This is a genomic window from Pseudomonas sp. GW458-11-26-14-LB4 (assembly GCF_059423925.1).
On the sequence record NZ_JBWKYU010000005.1, the window covers coordinates 76683 to 99403 of the forward strand.

The window sequence follows — 22721 nt, forward strand, 5'->3', positions numbered from 1 at the left end:
GCAATTGATTCGCATCTCGCGAGATCAATCAGCACCTATAAAGATTCGTGCGACACGGAGCGCTATCGATGTCCTCTCGCCTTACCCGCCAGACTTCTTCCCCTTCCCGCGTGCTGTCGCTGCTGACCGCCGCCATTCTGATGGCCGGCACCGCGCCGCTGATGGCCGCCACCGAACAGCCGACGCGCAACATGGGCGACTACTCGTTCGCCATTGCCCAGCAGCCGCTGGTGTCGGCGCTCAATGCGTTCACCGCGGTCACCGGCTGGCAGGTCGGTTTGCCGGCGGAACTGGGGCAGGACGTGTCGTCGCCGGGCGTGCGCGGTTCGCTGCCACCGGAAAAAGCCCTGGAGCGTCTGTTGGTGGGGACCAACCTGAGCTTCCGCAAACTGAGCAACAACAACGTCGTGCTGGAAAAACGCGCCAGCAGCGGCGCGCTTAACCTCGACCAGGTGACCATCAGCGCCACCCGTCAGGAACAGTCGATCAACAGCGTGCCGGCCACTGTCACCGTGCAGACCCGTCAGGATCTGGACCGCAACAACGTCAACACCATCAAGGATCTGGTGCGCTACGAGCCGGGCGTATCCGTGGGCGGCGCCGGCCAGCGTGGCGGGATCAGCGGCTACAACATTCGCGGCATCGACGGCGACCGCATCCTGACTCAGGTCGACGGCGTCGAAGTGCCGGACGGTTTCTTCAACGGTCCGTACGCCAAGACCCAGCGCAATTACGTCGATCCGGAAATCGTCAAACGCGTCGAGATCCTCCGTGGCCCGGCCTCGGTGCTGTACGGTAGCAACGCCATCGGCGGCGCCGTCAGCTACTACACCCTCGACCCGGACGACATCATCAAGCCCGGCAAAGACGTCGGTGCCCGCCTGAAAACCGGCTACAGCTCCGCCGACGAGAGCTGGCTGAAATCCGCCACCGTCGCCGGTCGCGCCGACCAGTTCGACGGCTTGCTGCACTACAGCCAGCGCGACGGTCATGAAACCGATTCCTACGGCAGCAACAACGGCACCGGTCTTGAGCGCACAGCCGCCAACCCGGAAGACGTGAAAGCCACCAACGTGCTGGCCAAGATCGGCTGGAACTACAACGAAGGTTCGCGCCTGGGCCTGACCTACGAAAAGTACAAGGACGATCGCGACACCGATCAGAAAAGCGCCTACGGCGGCCCTTACTTCAACGGCGCCCCGACGATCCCGAACAGCGTGCTGCCCGGCGGCATGTACCAGTGGCGTACCGGCAACGACACCATTACCCGCGAACGTTTCGGCCTGGAGCACAGCTTCGGGCTCGACAGCCTGCTGGCGGACAACGTGAAGTGGAGCCTCAACCACCAGACCGCCAAGACCGACCAGAGCACCGACGAGTTCTATTACCCGATCACCCGCAAAGTGCTGCGTACCCGCGACACGATCTACGAAGAGAAACAGTGGGTCTTCGACGCGCAACTGGACAAGGCATACGCCATCGGTGACACCGATCACGTGCTGACTTACGGCACCACAATCAAGCAGCAGAAAGTTACCGGCTCGCGCAGCGGCGACGGCAAGTGCCTGGCGGTCGGTCGCGGCTGCACCGCCATCGGCGCCACCAGCGCAGCCGACGTGCTGAAAAAATCCAGTGACTTCCCGGACCCGACCATCAACACCTACAGCCTGTTCGCCCAGGATCAGATCAGCTGGAACAACTGGACCTTCCTGCCAGGCCTGCGCTACGACTACACCCAGCTCAAGCCGCACATCACCCAGGAATTCCTCAACACCGTGGCAGCCGACGGCAACGGCACGGTCAGCGACGAGAAGAAGACCTGGCATAAAGTTTCGCCGAAATTCGGCCTGACCTACGCACTGACCGACAACTACACCTGGTACGGCCAATACGCCGAAGGCTTCCGCACACCGACTGCGAAAGCGCTGTACGGCCGCTTCGAGAACAGCACCACCGGCTACAACGTGGCGCCGAACCCGGATCTGGAACCGGAAAAGAGCAAAAGCTATGAAACCGGTCTGCGCGGCAACTTCGAGCAAGGCTCATTCGACGTGGCGGTGTTCTATAACAAGTACCGCGACTTCATCAACGAAGACGCTGTCACCCCGGGCTACAGCGAGCTGACGTTCCAGTCCAGCAACATCAAGCACGCCACCATCAAGGGTGCCGAAGTCAAAGGTCGCCTGAATCTGGATTCCTTCGGTGCGCCGCAAGGCCTGTACACCCAGGGTTCGATCTCCTACGCCTACGGACGCAACAACGACAACGGCGAGCCGTTGAACAGCGTCAACCCGCTGACCGGCGTGTTCGGCCTCGGTTACGACCAAGATAACTACGGCGGCCTGCTGAGCTGGACCGTGGTCAAGAAGAAGGATCGCGTCGACGACAGCAACTTCAAGTCGCCGGACGGCGTCAGCAGCCAGTTCAAGTCGCCGGGCTTCGGCATTCTCGATCTGGCCGGTTATTACAAGGTCACCGACGACGTCACCGTCAGCGGCGGCATCTACAACCTGACCGACAAGAAATACTGGCTGTGGGATGACGTGCGCGGTTACGACAGCGTCGGCGAAGCTTCGGTGACACAACCGGCCAACCTCGATCGCCTGACCCAGCCGGGTCGCAACTTCGCGATCAACCTGGTCTGGGATATCTGATCCGGATGACCTCACGGCGCGCACGCCTTGCCGCGTCGTGAGGTTTTTTTACTGTCCGGCGCTTGCCCGTACGTCTCGTTATCAAGCGCCTCTTCTTTTCAAGGACATCTCATGAGCACCCCGGAAAAAGCCCTGCGTTCGCAACGCCTGAACCAGATCACCCACGAGCCGCACAGCAAGCTCGATGCACTGGTCAAGGCCCACGCACCGTTCGAGACTCGCGCCAATTTCGCCCGCTTCGTGGTCGCGCAGTACCTGTTCCAGTCGGAGCTGGTGTCGCTGTACAACGATGCCGAACTGACCGCCATCGTCCCTGACCTGCCGGCCCGCTGCCGCGCCGAAGCGGCAAAAGCCGACCTCGCCGACCTGGACACCGAAGTGCCTGCGCCAGTCGCCGGCGCGGTGAAAAACCCGAGCAAGGCCCGCGCCCTGGGTTGGATCTTCGTCTCTGAAGGTTCCAAGCTCGGCGCTGCGTTCCTGATCAAACGTGCGGTGGCGCTGGAGCTGAGCGAAACCTTTGGCGCCCGTCACCTGGGCGAGCCTGAAGGCGGTCGCGCTGAAGGCTGGAAGAGCTTTGTGCGCACCCTCGATTCGCTGCAATTCAGCGCTGAAGAGGAAGCCGAAGTGGAGCAAGGCGCGATTGATGCATTCAACCGCTTCACGGTGCTGCTGGAACAGGCTTACGCCACAGAAGCCGAACCGGCCTGAAGCGACACCGACTGCCCATTGTGGGAGCTAGCCTGCTAGCGATTGCGGCCTGACATTCAATTCAGATATCGACTGATATACCGCCATCGCGAGCAGGCTCGCTCCCACATGGGAACCGAGCAAGTCTGTAGAATCCCCGTTTCGCCTCACGCACTTCGAGCCCATGCCCCAACCCGCCTCCTCCCGACTCGCCCGCCTGCTGTTCGGTCTGCTCGCCTATGTCAGTCTCGGCATCGGCCTGATCGCCATCGTCGTGCCCGGCCTGCCGACCACCGAGTTCATCCTGCTCGCCGCCTGGGCCGCGACCCGCAGTTCGCCGCGCCTGAGTGCCTGGCTGGAAAACCATCGGCTGTTCGGCCCGATCCTGAGCAACTGGCGCAACGGCAAGATCATCGCCCGCAAGGCCAAGGTCAGCGCCACGGTCAGCATGTTGCTGTGCGCCACGCTGATGCTGGTGATGCTCGATCACGGCTGGCCGATTTATCTGGCGATTGCAGGCATGACCCTGGGCAACCTGTGGATCTGGTCACGACCGGAAGCGTTGCCGAAGATTTCCTGATTTTTCCCTTGTTTTCAGGGCTTTTACCCGCGCAAACGTTTAGCCATGACCGTTCGTCGGCATGCCGCTCATGCGCCCTCGCCCCGCGCCGATGAGCATTGAATGGCGCTGAATGGATTTGGCGAATCGGGCACCTCCCTGCCCCGCAGCCAACAGTTCATTCATTCGCGAGAACGCCCCATGTTCGACTCTCTGTCCATTCGCCTGAAAATCGTCCTGCTGTCCGGCCTGTGCCTGCTCGGCGTGGTTGCGCTGATCGTCGGCATCAACATCTACCAGACCAACCAGAACGACGAACTGGTCAGCCAGTCGAGCAGCAAGATGCTCACCGCCAGCGTGCAGGACCTGCTGCAGGCCAAGGCTGCCGAACAGGCCGTGCAAGTGCAGAAAACCTTCGGCGAAAGCCTGCTGGTGATCACCGCACTGGCCGATCAGATCAAGGACATGCGCGTCATGGCCGCCAAGCGTTCGCTGGACGCCGGCGCCTTGCGTGAAGAGTTGAACCTGAGCCTGAAGACTGCGTTCGAGCGCAACAGCAAGGTGCTCGGCATCTGGCTGGCCTTCGAACCGAACGGGCTGGACGGCAAGGACAGCGAGTTCGTCAACGACGCCGCGCGCCAGTCCAACGAAGCCGGGCGCTTCGCCACCTACTGGAGCCGCGCCGCCGGTTCTGCGCTGAACACGATCATGGTCGAAGAAGACATGACCAAGACCACCCTCAGCCTCAGCGGCACGCCCTATAACAGCTGGTACACCTGCCCTCGCGACAACAAGCGCACCTGCCTGCTCGACCCTTACGCCGACACCGTGGGCGGCAAGGAAATGCTCATGACCACCATTTCCGTGCCCCTGCTGGTGGACGGCAAGGCCATCGGCGTGGTCGGTGTCGACATCGCCCTCGACGCCCTGCAAGCGGCGGCCGTGGACTCTCAGCGTGACCTGTTCAACAGCGCCGGGCACATGCTGATCGTCTCCGGCAGCGGCGTGCTCGGTGCTTACAGCGCTGATGCCGGCAAGGTCGGCAAGAGCATCGGCGACACCCTCGGCGCCGAGGGCAAGGACGTGCTGCAACTGCTGAGTGCCGGCACACCGAAGATTCTCGAGCGGGGCGACCTGATCCGCGCCGTGTATCCGGTCAACCCGATTGCCGACTCCAAGGCCTGGGGCGTGGTCATCGACCTGCCGAAACAAGTGCTGCTGGCCGACTCGGTCAAGCTCCAGGCAGTGCTCGACGACGCGCAGCAAACCGGCACGATTACCGCATTGGCGGTGGCCGTGATCGCAGGCCTGATCGGTCTGCTGCTGATCTGGCTCACCGCCTCCGGTGTGACCCGTCCGATCAACAGCGTTGCCGAGATGCTGAAGAACATCGCCAGCGGTGAAGGCGACCTGACCCAGCGCCTGAACTACACCAAGAAAGATGAACTGGGCGAGCTGGTGAACTGGTTCAACCGCTTCCTCGACAAGCTGCAACCGACCATCGCCCAGATCAAACAGAGCATCACCGAAGCCCGTGGCACCGCCGATCAGTCGTCGGAAATCGCCCGCCAGACCAGCGAAGGCATGCAGGTGCAGTTCCGCGAGATCGATCAGGTGGCGACCGCGTCCAACGAAATGAGCGCCACCGCCCACGACGTCGCCAACAGCGCCTCGAATGCGGCCAACGCCGCGAAGGGTGCCGACCAGTCGGCCAAGGACGGGATGTCGATCATCGAGCGCAGCACCCGCGACATCAACCAACTGGCCGATGAAGTCAGCAAAGCCGTGACCGAAGTCGAAGAGCTGGCAGTCAACAGCGAGCAGATCGGTTCGGTGCTGGAAGTGATCCGCAGCATTGCCGAGCAGACCAACCTGCTGGCGCTGAACGCCGCGATCGAAGCGGCCCGTGCCGGTGAAAGCGGTCGTGGTTTTGCGGTGGTGGCAGATGAAGTCCGTAACCTCGCCAAGCGCACCCAGGATTCGGTCGAAGAAATCCGCGTGGTGATCGAGCGCATCCAGACCGGCACCCGTGGCGTGGTCGCGACCATGCATTCGAGCCAGACCCAGGCCCACAACAACGCCGGGCAGATCCGCCAGGCCGTGGACGCCCTCGGCAAGATCAGCGACGCGGTCACCGTGATCAGCGACATGAACCTGCAAATCGCCAGCGCCGCCGAACAGCAAAGCGCCGTGGCCGAAGAGGTCAACCGCAACGTCTCGGCGATCCGCACCGTCACCGAAACCCTGACCGAACAGGCCACCGAATCGGCGGCGATCAGCAGCCAACTCAACGCCCTGGCCAGCCAGCAGATGAAATTGATGGATCAGTTCCGCGTCTGATTTGATCTATGATCAGGCCCTCTTCCGGAGGGCCTTCGATGACTGATCTGCTCACGTCCATTCAAGCCGCGCTCGGCTTGTCCCCCACACCGATTCCGTTCACCGCCGAGGGCGCCCTGCCCTCAGCGTTTGCCGTCACCGACCTTGCCTGCGCGAGCATTGCCGTTGCCGGGCAAGCTGTCGCCGAACTCCTTCAGCAGCAAACCGGCGACTTGCCCACTGTAGAAGTCGACCGCCGCCTCGCCTCGTTCTGGTTCGCCACCTCGCTGCGACCGATCGGCTGGGAAGTGCCGCCGCTGTGGGATCCGGTGGCCGGCGACTACGCAACCCGAGACGGCTGGATCCGCCTGCACACCAACGCCCCGCATCACCGCGCCGCCGCTGAACGCGTGCTCGGTGCCTGTGCCGACCGCGCGGCAATGGCGGCGAAAGTCGCGCAGTGGGCCAGTGCCGATCTGGAGCGAGCGGTGGTCGAGGCCAAGGGCTGTGCGGCTGAAATGCGCAGCTGGGAACAGTGGCAGAAGCATCCCCAAGGGCTGGCGGTGAATGCCGAACCCTTGGTGCATTTCAGTGATGAGAAAGACGTAAGTCATCAACCCTGGCAAGGCTCGGTGGAGCGGCCATTGGCCGGGTTCAAGGTGCTCGATCTGACTCGCGTACTGGCCGGCCCGACCGCCAGCCGCTTTCTTGCAGGGCTGGGCGCCAACGTGCTGCGCATCGACCCGCCGACCTGGAATGAACCCGGCGTGGTGCCGGAAGTGACCCTCGGCAAACGTTGTGCGCGACTGGATCTGCATGAGCCGGCGGATCGCGCAGTGTTTGAAGGTTTGCTCAAGGATGCCGACATTCTGCTGCACGGCTATCGCGCCGACGCCCTTGAACATCTCGGCTTCGGCGTCGAACGCCGCCGGCAACTGGCGCCGGGGCTGATCGATGTCTGCCTCAACGCCTACGGCTGGAGCGGCCCGTGGCAGAACCGTCGGGGCTTCGACAGTCTGGTGCAGATGAGCAGCGGGATTGCCGAGGCCGGACAGCGCTGGAAGCAAGCGGACAAAGCGGCACCGCTGCCGGTACAGGCGCTGGATCATGCGACGGGGTATCTGATGGCGGCGAGTGTGATTCGGTTGCTGACTGAACGGTTACGCAGTGGTCGAGGTGGATCGGCACGGTTGTCGCTGGCGCGGACGGCGAAGTTGTTGGTTGAGCGTGGGGCTGGGACGGACGAAACGTTGCGTCCGGAAAATCCACAGGATCAAAGCTCGCTGGTGGAGCAGACACCGTGGGGGCCGGCGCATCGGCTTCAAGCCCCGCTGAAGATTAGCGGGACGCCTCTGCAGTGGGTTTTGCCGGCAACTGAGTTGGGGTCGCATCGTCCGCAGTGGATTTAAGGTTTGTGCATGGTTTGAGACTGCTGCCCTCACCCCAGCCCTCTCCCGGGGGGAGAGGGAGCCGACCGAGTTGCCTGGCGCCATGCATCGACCTGAGAGATCGAGTCGATTTTGGATTCGATGCAGAACGTTCAAGTCGGTGTACTTCTCAAATATCCCCCAATCGGCTCCCTCTCCCTCCGGGAGAGGGCTGGGGTGAGGGCATGGGTTTCAAGTCGAAAACGAAAAACTCAGTCAAAGCGACTCAAAGACGCCCACAACACCTGCGCCGCATACCCCCGAAACGGCTGCCAGGCCTCTGCCCGAACAGACAACTCCCGCGCCGTCATCCGCTCCCCTTCCAACACCTCCAACGCCCGCAGCAATCCCACATCCCCGGTCGGAAACCCGTCCATATCCCGCAACTGGCGCAGGGCAATGTACTGCGCCGTCCAGTCGCCAATCCCGTGCAGCGCCAGCAACCGCGCCGTCCCGGAGGCAAACAGCAGCGGATCGTCCAATGACGCCTGCGCCACCCCGGACAAGGTCCGCCCGCGGCTTTTCGGCATGCCCAGCGCCGCCAGATCAGCGTTCGCCAAAACCTTTGCCTGAGGAAAGACGTGAGTCAGGCCCGGCACTGAAGAACGCAGAGGCTCGCCATACTGCGCCACCAGTTTCCCCGCCAGCCGAATCGCCGCGACCACCGTAATCTGCTGCCCCAGCACCGCGCGAAACGCCAGTTCCAGACCATCCCACGCCCCCGGCACCCGCAACCCCGGCCGTTCGGCGATCAGCCGCGCCAGCAGCGGATCTACCGCCAGATGCCGCTGCATCGTGGGTAGATCCGCATCCAGATCAAACATCCGTCGCAAACGCGCAACAATCTCGGGAACCGCCGACGGATCCGGGAAATCCAGCTCCACCTCCAGCGCATCACCGTCACCGGGCCGGACCGAAACCGTACCGTGAAACCCGTTCAACCCGATGCTGCGCGAATACACGCCATCGACCACCGTCTCCATTCCCGCCACCGCCCGGGCCGCGAGAAACCCGAGCATCGCCGGCCAGTCGCAGGATCCCTGATAGTCGAGCCGCAATCTCACAGGGACAACACGCCGCTGTACAACCCATACGCCGCGAGCCCGGCCCCGGCGATCACGCAGGTGAAAATCCCCTTCTCGAGCGTGGTGAACAGCGGCTCGCCCTGCTCATGTTTGGCCTTGGCGAACAGAATCACCCCCGGCGCATACAGCAGCGCCGACAGCAGCAGGTATTTCACCCCGCCGGCATACAACAGCCACACCGCGTAACACAGCGCGATGCCGCCGATCAGCAGATCCTTGGTGCGTTCGGCGGAGGCATGTTCATAGGTTTCACCCCGTCCGCTGAGCAACACCGCATAGGCTGCCGACCACAGATACGGCACCAGAATCATCGAGGAGGCGAGGTAAATCAGGCTGGTGTAAGTGCCGGCGGAAAACAGCGTGATCAGGAGGAAAATCTGGATCATCACGTTGGTCAGCCACAACGCATTGACCGGCACATGGTTGGCGTTTTCCTTCTTCAGGAACGCCGGCATCGTGTTGTCCTTGGCGGTGGCGAACAGGATCTCCGCGCACAACAGCGCCCACGACAGCAACGCACCGAGCAACGAAATGGCCAGGCCCACGCTGATCAGCAGTGCGCCCCATGGCCCGACGATGTGTTCCAGTACGGCGGCCAGCGACGGGTTCTGCAAGGTCGCCAGTTCCGGCTGGCTCATGATCCCCAGCGACAACACATTGACCAGCACGAGCAGCGCCAGCACACCGATGAAACCGATCACCGTGGCCCGGCCCACATCCGAGCGCTTCTCCGCCCGTGCCGAGTAAACACTGGCGCCTTCGATACCGATGAACACGAACACGGTGACCAGCATCATGTTGCGCACCTGATCCATCACGCCGCCGAAATTCGGGTTGCTGCGGCCCCAGATGTCGCGGGTAAACACGTCCGCCTTGAAGGCCACGGCGGCGATGACCACGAACATGATCAACGGAATGATCTTGGCCACGGTGGTCAACTGATTGATCAGCGCCGCCTCCTTGATTCCGCGCATCACCAGAAAGTGCACGGCCCACAAAAGCACCGAGGCGCAGCCGATGGCAATCGGCGTGTTGCCCTGGCCGAACACCGGAAAGAAGTAGCCGAGGGTGCTGAACAGCAACACGAAATACCCGACGTTGCCCAGCCAGGCGCTGATCCAGTAACCCCACGCGGACGAAAACCCCATGTAGTCGCCAAACCCGGCCTTGGCGTAGGCATACACGCCGGAGTCCAGTTCCGGTTTGCGGTTGGCCAGGGTCTGGAACACGAAGGCCAGGGTGAGCATGCCGATCGCCGTGATGCCCCAACCGATCAGGATGGCGCCGGCATCGGCCCGGGCCGCCATGTTCTGCGGCAGGGAAAAAATCCCCCCGCCAATCATCGAACCCACCACCAGGGCGATCAATGCGCCAAGGCGCAGCTTTTGCGTCGGTTGCGACATTCCAGCGTCTCCAAGTTCCAGAGCGGCGAATGCCGCGAAACCGTTATGCAACCGGCTTTTAACTAAATGGATAAAGCGTAATGACGTTTATTGAATAACGCCAACTTGCGCCCTTTATATATAGCCATTGGCGCTAACGCCCTAGCACGCTCAGACAGTTTTGTGCGCGAATCCTAATAAATCAATTCTGTACTGAAAACAGCGGTGAAAAATTTGCCAAAACCTGAAAAGGAACTAGCGTGATAATTCGAAAGTAATAGGATCCATTCTTAACCACTTCGGACAAAAGGCCTCTAGGACGGGCTTTCCAGACAATAGCTTTATGCCTCCAGACGTTTCATAAGTCATTCATTAACAATGGAATGTGACCATGCACTGATCTAAGTCAGCTGTTTGAATAGCCAACAGAACTACGCTGTGAACTCTTCTCTCCTGCAATGGAGTCATGCAATGTCTGAAGCTCCCGGAAAACTACGACTAGGTGCACTGGTTGCATTGGTAGTCGGCTCAATGATCGGTGGCGGGATATTCTCTTTGCCACAAAACATGGCGGCCAGTGCCGACGTCGGCGCGGTTCTGATTGGCTGGGCCATCACCGCTGTCGGCATGCTCACCCTCGCTTTCGTCTTTCAAACCCTCGCCAATCGCAAGCCTGACCTGGACGGCGGTGTCTACGCCTACGCCAAGGCCGGTTTCGGCGATTACATGGGTTTCTCCTCGGCCTGGGGTTACTGGATCAGTGCCTGGCTGGGCAACGTCGGTTACTTCGTTCTGCTGTTCAGCACCCTCGGGTATTTCTTTCCGGTTTTTGGGGAAGGCAACACCGTTGCTGCAGTGATCGGCGCCTCTGTCCTGTTGTGGGGCGTGCACTTTCTGGTGCTGCGCGGGATCAAGGAGGCGGCGTTCATCAACCTGGTGACCACCGTCGCCAAGGTCGTGCCGCTGCTGCTGTTCGTATTGATCGCGATCTTCGCCTTCAAACTGGACATCTTCACCGCTGACATCTGGGGCGTGAAAAACCCGGATCTGGGCAGCGTGATGAACCAGGTGCGCAACATGATGCTGGTCACCGTGTGGGTGTTCATCGGCATCGAAGGCGCGAGCATCTTCTCGGCCCGGGCGGAAAAACGTTCGGACGTCGGCAAGGCCACCGTGATCGGTTTCATCACCGTGCTGCTGTTCCTGGTGCTGGTGAACGTGCTGTCGCTGGGCGTCATGACCCAGCCGGAACTGGCCAAACTGCAGAACCCGTCGATGGCCGCCGTGCTGGAACACGTGGTCGGTCACTGGGGCGCGGTGCTGATCAGCGTCGGTCTGATCATCTCGCTGCTGGGGGCGCTGTTGTCGTGGGTGCTGCTGTGCGCGGAGATCATGTTCGCCGCTGCCAAGGACCACACCATGCCGGAGTTCCTGCGCAAGGAGAACGCCAACCACGTGCCGGTCAACGCCCTGTGGCTGACCAACGCGATGGTGCAGCTGTTCCTGATCATCACCCTGTTCTCGGCCAGCACTTACCTGTCGCTGATCTACCTCGCCACTTCGATGATTCTGGTGCCGTACCTGTGGTCGGCGGCCTACGCCCTGCTGCTGGCGGTGCGCGGCGAAAGCTACGAAGGCTTCGCGGCCGAACGGCGCAAGGACCTGATCATCGGCGCCATCGCCCTGATCTATGCGGTGTGGCTGCTCTACGCCGGCGGCGTGAAGTACCTGCTGCTGTCGGCCCTGCTCTATGCCCCCGGCGCGATCCTGTTCGCCAAGGCCAAGCTCGAACTCAAACAACCGGTTTTCACCAACGTCGAGAAGCTGATTTTCGCCGCAGTGGTCGTGGGCGCCCTGGTGGCAGCCTACGGACTGTATGACGGCTTCCTGACTCTGTAATTGCCCAACGTTTTCTCTCTGGAGGATCACTGAAATGACCACGGAAAAAGTTAAGTACGGCGTCCATTCCGAAGCCGGCAAACTGCGCAAAGTCATGGTTTGCTCCCCAGGTCTGGCCCATCAGCGGCTGACCCCGAACAACTGCGATGAACTGCTGTTCGACGACGTGCTGTGGGTCGCTCAGGCCAAGCGCGACCACTTCGACTTCGTGACCAAGATGCGTGAGCGCGGGATCGACGTGCTGGAAATGCACAACCTGCTGACCGACATCGTCGCCAACCCCGAAGCGCTGGACTGGATCCTCGAGCGCAAGGTCACCGCCGATTCGGTGGGCCTGGGCCTGATCAACGAAGTCAAATCCTGGCTGAAAAGCCTGGAGCCGCGACACATCGCCGAATTCCTGATTGGCGGCGTGTCCGCCGACGACTTGCCGGACAGCTTCGGTGGCAAGACCATCCAGATGTTCCGCGACTTCCTCGGCCACTCCAGCTTCATTCTGCCGCCGCTGCCGAACACCCAGTTCACCCGCGACACCACCTGCTGGATTTACGGTGGCGTGACGCTGAACCCGATGTACTGGCCGGCGCGTCGTCAGGAAACCCTGCTGACCACCGCCATCTACAAATTCCATCCGCAGTTCACCAACGCCGAGTTCGAGATCTGGTACGGCGATCCGGACAAGGATCACGGCAGCTCGACCCTCGAAGGCGGCGACGTCATGCCAATCGGCAACGGCGTGGTGCTGATCGGTATGGGCGAGCGCTCGTCGCGTCAGGCCATCGGCCAACTGGCGCTGAACCTGTTCAAGAACAAGGCCGTGGAAAAAGTCATCGTCGCCGGCCTGCCGAAGTCTCGCGCGGCGATGCACCTCGATACCGTGTTCAGCTTCTGCGACCGCGACCTCGTCACGATCTTCCCGGAAGTGGTGAACCAGATCGTCGCCTTCACCCTGCGCCCTGACGAAAGCAAACAGGGCGGCATCGACATCCGTCGCGAAGAAGGCACGTTCCTCGACGTCGTGGCCCAAGCCCTCAATCTGCCGAAACTGCGCGTCGTCGAAACCGGCGGCAACAGCTTCGCCGCCGAACGCGAGCAATGGGATGACGGCAACAACGTGGTGGCCGTGGAGCCGGGCGTGGTCATCGGCTACGACCGCAACACCTACACCAACACTCTGCTGCGCAAGGCCGGGGTCGAGGTCATCACCATCAGCGCCGGCGAACTGGGCCGTGGCCGTGGCGGCGGCCACTGCATGACCTGCCCGATCATCCGCGACCCAATCGACTACTAAACGACCATCTTCCCGGCCGCACCTATCCCGTAGCGGCCGGGCCGATTACCGAATCCAAGGAGAATCATCATGGCGTTCAACATTCACAACCGTAACCTGCTCAGCCTGGAACACCACACCCCACGTGAGCTGCGTTACCTGCTCGACCTGTCCCGCGACCTCAAGCGCGCCAAGTACACCGGTACCGAGCAACAACACCTGAAGGGCAACAACATCGCCCTGATCTTCGAAAAAACCTCGACCCGCACCCGCTGCGCGTTCGAAGTCGCCGCTTATGACCAGGGCGCCAACGTCACCTACATCGACCCGAATTCCTCGCAGATCGGCCACAAGGAAAGCATGAAGGACACAGCCCGCGTGCTGGGTCGCATGTACGACGCCATCGAGTACCGTGGCTTCAAGCAGGAAATCGTCGAAGAACTGGCCAAGTTCGCTGGCGTGCCGGTGTTCAACGGCCTGACCGATGAATATCACCCGACCCAGATGATTGCCGACGTGCTGACCATGCGTGAGCACGCCGACAAGCCGATCCACGAGATCAGCTACGCCTACCTGGGCGACGCGCGCAACAATATGGGCAACTCGCTGCTGCTGATCGGCGCCAAACTCGGCATGGACGTGCGCATCTGCGCGCCGAAAGCCCTGTGGCCGCACGACGATCTGGTCGATCGCTGCAAAAAATACGCAGAGGAAAGCGGCGCCCGCATCACCCTGACCGAAGACCCGAAAGCGGCGGTCAAAGGCGTGGACTTCATCCACACCGACGTCTGGGTATCGATGGGCGAGCCGGTGGAAGCCTGGGCCGAGCGAATCCAGCAACTGCTGCCGTATCAGGTCAACGCTGAGCTGATGAAAGCCACCGGCAACCCGCGCACCAAGTTCATGCACTGCCTGCCGGCGTTTCACAACAGCGATACCAAGGTCGGCAAACAGATCGCCGAACAGTATCCACACCTGAAAAACGGCATCGAAGTGACCGACGACGTGTTCGAGTCGCCTGCCTGCATCGCCTTCGAGCAAGCGGAAAACCGCATGCACACCATCAAGGCGATTCTGGTGTCGACTTTGGCAGACCTGTAACTGGCTGAAGATGATCGTTCCCACGCTCCCGCGTGGGAATGCATCCGGTGACGCTCTGCGTCACAGCGGACGCGGAGCGTCCGTGGCGGCATTCCCACGCGGACGGTTCGACGCCTCGACGTGGGAACGATCAGCGATCAACACGAAAAAAGGACATGCACCATGCGTATCGTCGTAGCTCTGGGCGGTAACGCCCTGCTCCGCCGTGGTGAGCCGATGACCGCTGACAACCAGCGCGCCAACATCCGCATCGCCACCGAGCAAATCGCCAAGATCCATCCCGGCAACCAACTGGTCATCGCCCACGGCAATGGTCCGCAAGTCGGCCTGCTGTCGTTGCAGGCGGCGGCCTACACTTCCGTCACCCCTTACCCGCTGGACGTGCTCGGTGCCGAAACCGAAGGCATGATCGGCTATATCATCGAACAGGAACTGGGCAACCTGCTGGACTTCGAAGTCCCGTTCGCCACCCTGCTCACCCAGGTCGAAGTCGATGCCAACGACCCGGCTTTCAAGAATCCGACCAAACCGATCGGCCCGGTCTACGAGAAGGCCGAAGCAGAAAAACTCGCCGCTGAAAAAGGCTGGGCCATCGCCCCGGACGGCGACAAGTTCCGCCGTGTGGTGGCCAGCCCGCGGCCGAAACGCATCTTTGAAATCCGCCCGATCAAGTGGCTGTTGGACAAGGGCAGCATCGTGATCTGCGCCGGTGGTGGCGGCATCCCGACCATGTATGGCGCTCACGGCAAGCTGCAAGGCATCGAAGCGGTGATCGACAAGGACCTGTGCTCGGCGCTGCTGGCCGAACAGCTGGAGGCGGACTTGCTGGTGATCGCCACCGACGTCAACGCGGCGTACATCGACTTCAAGAAACCCACCGAGAAAGCCATCGCCCAGGCCCACCCGGACGAACTCGAACGCCTGGGCTTCGCCGCCGGCTCCATGGGGCCGAAGGTGCAGGCAGCCTGTGAATTTGCACGCCATACTGGCAAGGTCGCGGTGATCGGTTCGCTCTCGGACATCGAAGCCATCGTCCAGGGCACCGCCGGTACGCGGGTCAGCACGGCAGCGCCGGGCATCACCTACCGATAAAAAGAAACTCCGGGGGCAGACTTCATGTCTGCCCTTCTCCCATGCCTTGAAAGGAGAAACCCATGGCCCAGTTCGAACCCGGTCATTTGCATATTGAGCGGCATGCGTTGACTGACGACGACGTCAATTACAACGTGCACCTCGACTATGAAGTGTTCACCGATCCCCAGAAAGGCAAAGGGATACAGTTCACCCTGCATGGCAGCATGCAGGGCAAAGAGGTCAACGAACCGTTCTTTCTGCCCAAGGAGGAAGCTTATAACTTCGCTCGTAACGTGACGCAGATCGCCGAAAAGTACGGGATCCCCAAGAGCCACAGCCAGATCGGCTCGGTGCACAAGCATTACGACCTGATGTTTGAAGACATCCGCATGAAGTTGAATATGAAATCCGGGGATCCGGTCAATCCCGAGCATTTCGAGTAACCCCCAAAAGCCCCTCACCCTAACCCTCTCCCGGAGGGAGAGGGGACTGATCCGGGGATATTTCAGAGTTACGCCGACCTGAACCTGCTTTACCGAATCCATAATCGACTGGTTCTTTCAGGTCGATGTCAAACCTCAGACACCTCGGTCAGCTCCCTCTCCCTCCGGGCGGTCCGACGCTTCGGGAGGGCTGGGGTGAGGGTGCTTTTGATTTAAGGCATACTTGCCCCCCTCGCACTCCAGAACCCAGAACCGCCCCATGCGTATCCACGTCAGCTTCATCGACCGCGTCGGCATCACCCAGGAAGTCCTGGCTATCCTCGGTGGGCGCAATCTCAATCTGGATGCGGTGGAGATGATCCCGCCCAACGTCTACATCGACGCCCCGACCTTGAGCCCGCAAGTGCTCGAAGAACTGAAAGATGCGCTGTTTCGCGTGCGTGGTGTAGAAGCAGTAACCGTGGTCGACATCCTCCCCGGCCAGCGTCGGCACTTGCAGCTCGACGCGTTGCTCGCGGCAATGACCGACCCGGTACTAGCGCTGGACAGCGCCGGCAAGGTACTGCTGGCCAACCCGGCACTGATCGCCCTGTACGGCCGTGAGCCAGCGGGTGAAAGCGTTTCGGAACTGTTCAACGATCCGGGCCTGCTCGAAACCCTGCTCGAACAAGGCTTCCGCCTGCCGCTGCGAGAAATCACCGTCAACGGCCAGACCCTGTTGCTCGACGCCACGCCGATCACCGACGCCGGCGCGCTGCTGACCCTGTATCAGCCGAACCGCATCGGCGAACAACTCTCGGCGCTGCATCACGATCACGCCGAAGGTTTCGATGCGCTGCTCGGTGAATCGCCGCCAATCCGCACCCTCAAGGCCCGCGCCCAGCGCGTCGCGGCCCTCGATGCGCCGCTGCTGATCCAGGGCGAAACCGGCACCGGCAAAGAACTGGTGGCCCGCGCCTGCCACGCCATCAGCGCCCGGCACAGCGCGCCATTCCTCGCACTGAACTGCGCGGCCCTGCCGGAGAACCTCGCCGAGAGCGAACTGTTCGGCTACGCCCCCGGCGCCTTTACCGGCGCACAACGCGGCGGCAAACCGGGGCTGATGGAACTGGCCAACCAGGGCACGGTGTTCCTCGACGAGATCGGCGAGATGTCGCCGTACTTGCAGGCCAAACTGCTGCGTTTTCTCAATGACGGCAGCTTCCGTCGGGTCGGCGGCGATCGTGAGGTAAAGGTCAACGTGCGGATCCTCAGCGCGACCCACCGCGACCTGGAAAAAATGGTCAGCGAAGGCCTGTTCCGCGAAGACCTGTTCTACCGCCTCAACGTGCTCAACGTTGAAGTGCCGCCGTTGCGCGAACGCGGTCAGGACATTCTGTTGCTGGCGCGCTATTTCATGCAGCAGGCCTGCGCGCAGATCCAGCGCCCGGTCTGCCGCCTCGCACCGGGCACCTACCCGGCGCTGCTCGGCAACCGCTGGCCGGGCAACGTGCGGCAATTGCAGAACGTGATCTTCCGCGCCGCCGCCATCTGCGAAAGCAGCCTGGTGGACATCGGCGACCTCGATATCGCCGGCACCTCCGTGGCACGCCAGACCGACACCGACGTCGACAGCCTCGAAGAAGCCGTCGAAGCCTTCGAGAAATCGCTGCTGGAAAAACTCTACGTCAGCTATCCCTCGACCCGCCAACTGGCCAGCCGCCTGCAAACCTCGCACACCGCAATTGCCCATCGGCTGCGCAAGTACGGGATTCCGGACAAAGCCTGAGACCGCGCCAAAAACGACCTCCATCTGTACTGAAAGCGCTACAGCGGAACGATATCGCTACACCCTACTCCGATCACCGCTGTGCAAGGCTTTGATCCGGTTCAGCTTTTTTCTTCGCCTCACGCTGTAGCGATTTCGCTACAGTCAACGTGATGGCGCCTGTCCACAAATCAATCAAGCCATTGATTTATAAAGATATTTTTACGTTGGCCGCGTTCTTGCTAAGTAACCGCTCATAAAATCAGGGCATTGCCGCCCGAGTATTCCACCGCGTCCACCAGACGAGTCTGGCCCCTAGGAGATTCCATGAGCGAGTTGCGTTTTACTGAAGATCACGAATGGCTGCGCGCCGAAGCCGATGGTTCTGTCACCGTTGGCATCACCGCTTTTGCGCAGAACGCCCTGGGCGACGTGGTGTTCGTGCAACTGCCTGAATTGCAGGCGTACGAGAAAGGCGCCGAAGCCGCCACCGTGGAATCGGTAAAAGCCGCCAGCGGCGTTTACATGCCACTGGACGGTGAAGTCCTGGCCACCAACCCGGCCCTGGAAGACAGCCCTGAGCTGGTCAACGAAGATCCGCTGGGCGAAGGCTGGTTCTTCCGCTTCAAGCCAGCCGACGCTTCCGCCGTCTCCAAGCTGCTGGATCAGGACGCCTACGACCGCCTGATCAAAGCCCAAGCCGAAGCCTGAGGAACCTGACATGACCCAAGTAAATCTCGGCACTGCCAACGAATTCATCGCCCGTCACATCGGCCCGCGCGCCGGTGACGAGCAAGCCATGCTCAACAGCCTCGGCTTCGATTCGCTCGAAGCCCTGAGCGCCAGCGTCATCCCGGAAAGCATCAAGGGCACCAGCGTGCTCGGCCTCGACGACGGCCTGAGCGAAGCCGATGCCCTGGCGATGATCAAAGGCATCGCCGGCAAGAACCAACTGTTCAAGACCTACATCGGCCAGGGCTACTACAACTGCCATACGCCATCGCCGATCCTGCGCAACCTGCTGGAAAACCCGGCCTGGTACACCGCTTACACCCCGTACCAGCCGGAGATTTCCCAGGGCCGTCTCGAAGCGCTGCTGAACTTCCAGACCCTGATCAGCGACCTCACCGGCTTGCCGATCGCCAACGCCTCCCTGCTCGACGAAGCCACCGCCGCTGCCGAAGCCATGACCTTCTGCAAACGCCTGAGCAAGAACAAGGGCAGCCACCAATTCTTCGCCTCGATCCACAGCCACCCGCAAACCCTCGACGTACTGCGCACCCGTGCCGAGCCACTGGGCATCGACGTGGTCGTGGGCGATGAACGCGAACTGACCGACGTGACGCCGTTCTTCGGCGCGCTGCTGCAATACCCGGCCAGCAACGGTGATGTGTTCGACTACCGCGAACTGACCGAACGCTTCCACGCCGCCAACGCACTGGTGGCCGTGGCCGCTGACCTGCTGGCGCTGACCCTGCTGACCCCGCCGGGCGAGTTCGGCGCGGACGTGGCGATCGGCAGCGCCCAGCGTTTCGGCGTTCCGCTGGGCTTCGGTGGCCCGCACGCGGCTTATTTCTCCACCAAAGATGCGTTCAAGCGCGACATGCCGGGCCGTCTGGTCGGTGTTTCGGTTGACCGCTTCGGCAAACCGGCCCTGCGTCTGGCGATGCAGACCCGCGAGCAACACATCCGCCGCGAGAAAGCCACGTCGAACATCTGCACCGCGCAAGTGCTGCTGGCCAACATTGCCAGCATGTACGCCGTGTATCACGGCCCGAAAGGCCTGACCCAGATCGCCAACCGCGTGCATCACCTGACCGCGATCCTGGCCAAGGGCCTGAGCGCACTGGGCGTGACCGTCGAGCAAGCCAGCTTCTTCGACACCCTGACCCTGGCCACCGGTGCGCAAACTGCCGCGCTGCACGACAAGGCTCGCGCCCAACAGATCAACCTGCGGGTGATCGATGCCCAGCGCCTGGGCCTGTCGGTCGACGAAACCACCACCCAGGCCGACATCGAAACCCTGTGGGGCCTGTTCGCCGACGGCAAGACCCTGCCGGATTTCGCTGCGCTGGCCGCTGCCGCGCAAAGCACGATTCCAGCCGCGCTGGTGCGTCAGTCGCCAATCCTCAGCCACCCGGTGTTCAATCGTTATCACTCGGAAACCGAGCTGATGCGCTACCTGCGCAAACTGGCGGACAAGGACCTGGCACTGGACCGCACCATGATCCCGCTGGGTTCGTGCACCATGAAACTCAACGCTGCCAGCGAAATGATCCCGGTGACCTGGGCCGAATTCGGCGCCCTGCACCCGTTCGCCCCGGCCGAGCAAAGCGCCGGTTACCAGCAACTGACCGACGAGCTGGAAGCGATGCTTTGTGCCGCCACCGGTTACGACTCGATCTCGCTGCAACCGAACGCCGGTTCCCAAGGTGAGTACGCAGGTCTCCTGGCGATCCGCGCCTATCACCAGAGCCGTGGCGAAGACCGTCGCGACATCTGCCTGATCCCGTCGTCCGCCCACGGCACCAACCCGGCGACCGCCAACATGGCCGGTATGCGCGTGGTCGTGACCGCGTGCGACGCCCGTGGCAACGTGGACATCGAAGACCTGCGCGCCAAGGCCATCGAGCACCGCGAACACCTCGCGGCGCTGATGATCACCTACCCGTCGACCCACGGCGTGTTCGAAGAAGGCATCCGCGAAATCTGCGGCATCATTCATGACAACGGCGGCCAGGTGTACATCGACGGCGCCAACATGAACGCGATGGTCGGCCTCTGCGCACCGGGCAAGTTCGGCGGCGACGTGTCGCACCTGAACCTGCACAAGACTTTCTGCATTCCGCATGGCGGTGGCGGCCCGGGCGTCGGCCCGATCGGCGTCAAGTCGCACCTGACCCCGTTCCTGCCGGGCCACGGCCACATGGAACGCAAGGAAGGCGCGGTCTGTGCAGCACCGTTCGGCAGCGCGAGCATTCTGCCGATCACCTGGATGTACATTCGCATGATGGGTGGCGCAGGTCTCAAACGCGCTTCGCAACTGGCGATCCTCAATGCCAACTACATTTCCCGTCGCCTGGAAGAGCACTACCCGGTGCTGTACACCGGCAGCAACGGTCTGGTGGCGCACGAGTGCATTCTGGATCTGCGTCCGTTGAAAGACAGCAGCGGCATCAGCGTCGATGACGTCGCCAAGCGTCTGATCGACTTCGGCTTCCACGCCCCGACCATGTCGTTCCCGGTGGCCGGCACGCTGATGATCGAGCCGACCGAAAGCGAATCCAAGGAAGAACTGGATCGCTTCTGCGACGCCATGATCCGCATCCGCGAAGAAATCCGCGCAGTGGAAAACGGCACCCTGGACAAGGACGACAACCCGCTGAAGAACGCTCCGCACACCGCAGCGGAACTGGTTGGCGAGTGGACTCACCCGTACAGCCGCGAACAGGCGGTGTACCCGGTGGCGTCGTTGATCGAAGGCAAATACTGGCCGCCGGTCGGTCGCGTCGACAACGTGTTCGGCGACCGCAACCTGGTCTGCGCCTGCCCGTCGATCGAAAGCTACGCTTGACCTGTAAAGGGGCGGGTTAGCCCGCCCCTTTCATGCGTGCCTGATGTGCCTATAACAAGAAACCGGAGAACAACCATGTCGTTAAGCGTGTTCGACCTGTTCAAGATTGGCATCGGCCCCTCCAGCTCCCACACCGTCGGCCCGATGCGCGCAGCTGCGCGCTTCGTCGAAGGCCTGCGTCGGGAAAACCTGTTGTCGGCCACCACCAGCGTCAGGGTCGAGTTGTACGGATCCCTCGGCGCCACTGGCAAGGGTCACGGCAGCGACAAGGCCGTGCTGCTGGGCCTGGAAGGTGAACACCCGGACACCGTGGATACCGAAACCGTCGCCGCCCGTCTCGCGGAGATTCGTGGCAACGGGCGTTTGAACCTGCTCGGTGAACACAGCATTGCGTTCAACGAGAAAGAACACCTGGCAATGATCCGCAAGCCGTTGGCCTATCACCCCAACGGCATGATCTTCCGCGCCTTCGATGCGGCGGGATTGCAGATCCGCAGCCGCGAGTACTACTCGGTCGGCGGTGGGTTTGTGGTCGACGAAGACGCGGCCGGCGCCGACCGGATCGTCGAAGACGCCACCCCGCTGACCTTCCCGTTCAAAAGTGCCAAGGACTTGCTCGGTCACTGCGCCACCTACGGGCTGTCGATCAGCCAGGTGATGCTGACCAACGAAAGCGCCTGGCGCCCGGAAGCGGAAACCCGCGCCGGCCTGCTGAAAATCTGGCAAGTGATGCAGGACTGCGTGGCCGCCGGCTGTCGCAACGAAGGCATCCTGCCGGGTGGGCTCAAGGTCAAGCGGCGGGCGGCGGCGTTGCACCGGCAACTGTGCAAGAACCCGGAATCGTCGCTGCGCGATCCGCTGTCGGTGCTGGACTGGGTCAACCTCTACGCCCTCGCCGTCAACGAAGAAAACGCCAACGGCGGGCGCGTGGTCACGGCACCAACCAATGGCGCAGCGGGGATCATCCCTGCGGTGCTGCATTACTACATGCGCTTCATTCCCGGTGCGAACGATGACGGCGTGGTGCGCTTCCTGCTCACCGCCGCGGCCATCGGCATTCTGTACAAGGAAAACGCCTCGATCTCCGGTGCCGAAGTCGGTTGTCAGGGCGAGGTCGGCGTGGCCTGTTCGATGGCGGCCGGCGCGTTGTGCGAAGTCCTTGGCGGCAGCGTGCAACAAGTCGAAAACGCCGCTGAAATCGGCATGGAACACAACCTCGGCCTGACCTGTGACCCGATTGGCGGGCTGGTGCAGGTGCCGTGCATCGAGCGCAACGCCATGGGTTCGGTCAAGGCGATCAACGCCGTGCGCATGGCCATGCGCGGAGACGGGCAGCACTTCGTCTCCCTCGACAAGGTCATCCGCACCATGCGCCAGACCGGCGCCGACATGAAAAGCAAATACAAGGAGACCGCCCGTGGCGGTCTGGCGGTCAACATTATCGAGTGCTGATCGCGCCATAAACTCGCTCTCCCTTTGGGAGAGAACACAAAACTGGCC

The 22721-nt window shown here is 61.9% G+C and carries 16 protein-coding genes and 1 pseudogene; 15 read left to right on the forward strand and 2 right to left on the reverse strand.

Going from position 1 to position 22721, the window contains the following annotated elements; genetic code table 11:
* Positions 1–68: 68 nt before the first annotated feature.
* The 6 genes and pseudogenes from AC07XZ_RS08615 to AC07XZ_RS08640 all read left to right on the forward strand — a co-directional run bounded on the left by AC07XZ_RS08615 (position 69) and on the right by AC07XZ_RS08640 (position 7628).
* Positions 69–2654, forward strand: a complete 2586-nt coding sequence (locus AC07XZ_RS08615; RefSeq protein WP_102687264.1) for a TonB-dependent receptor — start codon at positions 69–71, stop codon at positions 2652–2654.
* A 111-nt stretch (positions 2655–2765) separates the two neighbouring features.
* Entirely contained in the window at positions 2766–3362 is a 597-nt protein-coding gene (locus AC07XZ_RS08620; protein ID WP_085709644.1) for a biliverdin-producing heme oxygenase, read from the forward strand.
* A 163-nt stretch (positions 3363–3525) separates the two neighbouring features.
* Positions 3526–3921: a YbaN family protein gene (locus AC07XZ_RS08625; RefSeq protein ID WP_102687263.1), complete on the forward strand. Its 396-nt coding sequence runs from the start codon at positions 3526–3528 to the stop codon at positions 3919–3921.
* A 453-nt stretch (positions 3922–4374) separates the two neighbouring features.
* Positions 4375–5382 (forward strand): annotated as a pseudogene (locus tag AC07XZ_RS08630) (methyl-accepting chemotaxis protein); the annotation flags it as partial.
* A 102-nt stretch (positions 5383–5484) separates the two neighbouring features.
* Entirely contained in the window at positions 5485–6240 is a 756-nt protein-coding gene (locus AC07XZ_RS08635) for a methyl-accepting chemotaxis protein (protein WP_371320921.1), read from the forward strand.
* A 38-nt stretch (positions 6241–6278) separates the two neighbouring features.
* A complete protein-coding gene (locus tag AC07XZ_RS08640; protein WP_102687262.1) occupies positions 6279–7628 on the forward strand; it encodes a CoA transferase in 1350 nt (449 codons plus the stop codon).
* Positions 7629–7858: 230 nt separating this feature from the next.
* On the opposite strand, the gene AC07XZ_RS08645 is transcribed toward AC07XZ_RS08640, so the two are convergent.
* Together AC07XZ_RS08645 and arcD (AC07XZ_RS08650) are read right to left on the reverse strand one after the other, a co-directional pair.
* On the reverse strand, positions 7859–8710 hold the full coding sequence (locus AC07XZ_RS08645) for a DNA-3-methyladenine glycosylase family protein (RefSeq protein WP_102687261.1): 852 nt from the start codon (positions 8708–8710) through the stop codon (positions 7859–7861).
* The gene (gene arcD / locus AC07XZ_RS08650; protein WP_007951183.1) at positions 8707–10134 is read right to left on the reverse strand and encodes an arginine-ornithine antiporter; all 1428 of its coding nucleotides are present in this window, start codon (positions 10132–10134) and stop codon (positions 8707–8709) included. The genes AC07XZ_RS08645 and arcD (AC07XZ_RS08650) overlap by 4 nt, the downstream gene beginning before the upstream one ends.
* A gap of 450 nt (positions 10135–10584) precedes the next feature.
* Here arcD (AC07XZ_RS08650) and arcD (AC07XZ_RS08655) point away from each other — a divergent pair, with 450 nt between their 5' ends.
* The 9 genes from arcD (AC07XZ_RS08655) to AC07XZ_RS08695 all read left to right on the forward strand — a co-directional run bounded on the left by arcD (AC07XZ_RS08655) (position 10585) and on the right by AC07XZ_RS08695 (position 22673).
* Positions 10585–12012: an arginine-ornithine antiporter gene (gene arcD, locus AC07XZ_RS08655; RefSeq protein WP_102687260.1), complete on the forward strand. Its 1428-nt coding sequence runs from the start codon at positions 10585–10587 to the stop codon at positions 12010–12012.
* A gap of 34 nt (positions 12013–12046) precedes the next feature.
* Positions 12047–13303, forward strand: coding sequence for an arginine deiminase (arcA, locus tag AC07XZ_RS08660; RefSeq protein ID WP_102687259.1), 1257 nt, complete (start codon positions 12047–12049; stop codon positions 13301–13303).
* 69 nt (positions 13304–13372) lie between these two features.
* Positions 13373–14383, forward strand: a complete 1011-nt coding sequence (locus AC07XZ_RS08665) for an ornithine carbamoyltransferase (RefSeq protein ID WP_011335626.1) — start codon at positions 13373–13375, stop codon at positions 14381–14383.
* A 162-nt stretch (positions 14384–14545) separates the two neighbouring features.
* Entirely contained in the window at positions 14546–15475 is a 930-nt protein-coding gene (arcC, locus tag AC07XZ_RS08670) for a carbamate kinase (RefSeq protein WP_007951187.1), read from the forward strand.
* Between the two features lie 62 nt (positions 15476–15537).
* Positions 15538–15900, forward strand: a complete 363-nt coding sequence (locus AC07XZ_RS08675; protein ID WP_011335628.1) for a DUF5064 family protein — start codon at positions 15538–15540, stop codon at positions 15898–15900.
* 259 nt (positions 15901–16159) lie between these two features.
* Entirely contained in the window at positions 16160–17668 is a 1509-nt protein-coding gene (gcsR, locus tag AC07XZ_RS08680) for a transcriptional regulator GcsR (RefSeq protein ID WP_085745196.1), read from the forward strand.
* Between the two features lie 306 nt (positions 17669–17974).
* Entirely contained in the window at positions 17975–18358 is a 384-nt protein-coding gene (gene gcvH / locus AC07XZ_RS08685; protein WP_102687258.1) for a glycine cleavage system protein GcvH, read from the forward strand.
* A gap of 10 nt (positions 18359–18368) precedes the next feature.
* Entirely contained in the window at positions 18369–21221 is a 2853-nt protein-coding gene (gene gcvP, locus AC07XZ_RS08690; protein ID WP_102687257.1) for an aminomethyl-transferring glycine dehydrogenase, read from the forward strand.
* 75 nt (positions 21222–21296) lie between these two features.
* Positions 21297–22673: an L-serine ammonia-lyase gene (locus AC07XZ_RS08695; protein WP_007951192.1), complete on the forward strand. Its 1377-nt coding sequence runs from the start codon at positions 21297–21299 to the stop codon at positions 22671–22673.
* The last annotated feature ends 48 nt before the right edge of the window (positions 22674–22721 follow it).

Bases quoted from the DNA above. Each gene is read 5' to 3' on its own strand.
- AC07XZ_RS08640 (WP_102687262.1), top strand. From the start codon at position 6,279: ATGACTGATCTGCTCACGTCCATTCAAGCCGCGCTCGGCTTGTCCCCC.
- gcvH (WP_102687258.1), top strand. From the start codon at position 17,975: ATGAGCGAGTTGCGTTTTACTGAAGATCACGAATGGCTGCGCGCCGAA.
- gcvP (WP_102687257.1), top strand. From the start codon at position 18,369: ATGACCCAAGTAAATCTCGGCACTGCCAACGAATTCATCGCCCGTCAC.
- AC07XZ_RS08675 (WP_011335628.1), top strand. From the start codon at position 15,538: ATGGCCCAGTTCGAACCCGGTCATTTGCATATTGAGCGGCATGCGTTG.
- AC07XZ_RS08635 (WP_371320921.1), top strand. From the start codon at position 5,485: ATGCAGGTGCAGTTCCGCGAGATCGATCAGGTGGCGACCGCGTCCAAC.
- arcD (WP_007951183.1), bottom strand. From the start codon at position 10,134: ATGTCGCAACCGACGCAAAAGCTGCGCCTTGGCGCATTGATCGCCCTG.
- arcD (WP_102687260.1), top strand. From the start codon at position 10,585: ATGTCTGAAGCTCCCGGAAAACTACGACTAGGTGCACTGGTTGCATTG.
- AC07XZ_RS08695 (WP_007951192.1), top strand. From the start codon at position 21,297: ATGTCGTTAAGCGTGTTCGACCTGTTCAAGATTGGCATCGGCCCCTCC.
- AC07XZ_RS08665 (WP_011335626.1), top strand. From the start codon at position 13,373: ATGGCGTTCAACATTCACAACCGTAACCTGCTCAGCCTGGAACACCAC.
- AC07XZ_RS08625 (WP_102687263.1), top strand. From the start codon at position 3,526: ATGCCCCAACCCGCCTCCTCCCGACTCGCCCGCCTGCTGTTCGGTCTG.
- gcsR (WP_085745196.1), top strand. From the start codon at position 16,160: ATGCGTATCCACGTCAGCTTCATCGACCGCGTCGGCATCACCCAGGAA.
- arcA (WP_102687259.1), top strand. From the start codon at position 12,047: ATGACCACGGAAAAAGTTAAGTACGGCGTCCATTCCGAAGCCGGCAAA.
- arcC (WP_007951187.1), top strand. From the start codon at position 14,546: ATGCGTATCGTCGTAGCTCTGGGCGGTAACGCCCTGCTCCGCCGTGGT.
- AC07XZ_RS08620 (WP_085709644.1), top strand. From the start codon at position 2,766: ATGAGCACCCCGGAAAAAGCCCTGCGTTCGCAACGCCTGAACCAGATC.
- AC07XZ_RS08615 (WP_102687264.1), top strand. From the start codon at position 69: ATGTCCTCTCGCCTTACCCGCCAGACTTCTTCCCCTTCCCGCGTGCTG.